The organism is Vibrio viridaestus (assembly GCF_003856525.1).
GTDB classification, from domain to species: Bacteria; Pseudomonadota; Gammaproteobacteria; order Enterobacterales; family Vibrionaceae; genus Vibrio; species Vibrio viridaestus.
Window position 1 is genome coordinate 1 of the sequence record NZ_RJVQ01000182.1, and the last position, 353, is coordinate 353.

At 42.8% G+C, this 353-nt stretch carries 1 protein-coding gene; it reads right to left on the minus strand.

What is annotated here, in order from left to right; genetic code table 11:
• On the minus strand, positions 1-353 hold a 353-nt coding region (locus EES38_RS23410; protein ID WP_208020515.1), incomplete at both ends, for a reverse transcriptase domain-containing protein.

Below are 353 nucleotides of genomic sequence, written 5' to 3' on the forward strand. Positions count from 1 at the left end.
AACGGGTTATGAGTAGAATAGAGCAGCTTGCTGCGTTCAGTTCTATGGCAGGAATGGTGACACGTGCGTATCTGTCTCCAAAGTTTCACGTCGTCGGCAAAAAGTAATAAGTCTGACGTTACCTGTTGAGGAAGATCATTTATGTAGATCAAGAAGAGAAGAGGCCCTAGTACTGAGCCCTGGGGGACCCCACTAGGACATTCCATAGCCTGAGATAAAGTGAAATTAACCCTAACCTTAAAGTGTCGATTTTTTAGGTATGAAGTAAGCCAATCGATTAGGGGTGGTTTGATACCTAGTCGTTTGAGCTTGTTGATAAGACACAAGTGGTTAACCTTATCAAAAGCTTTTGA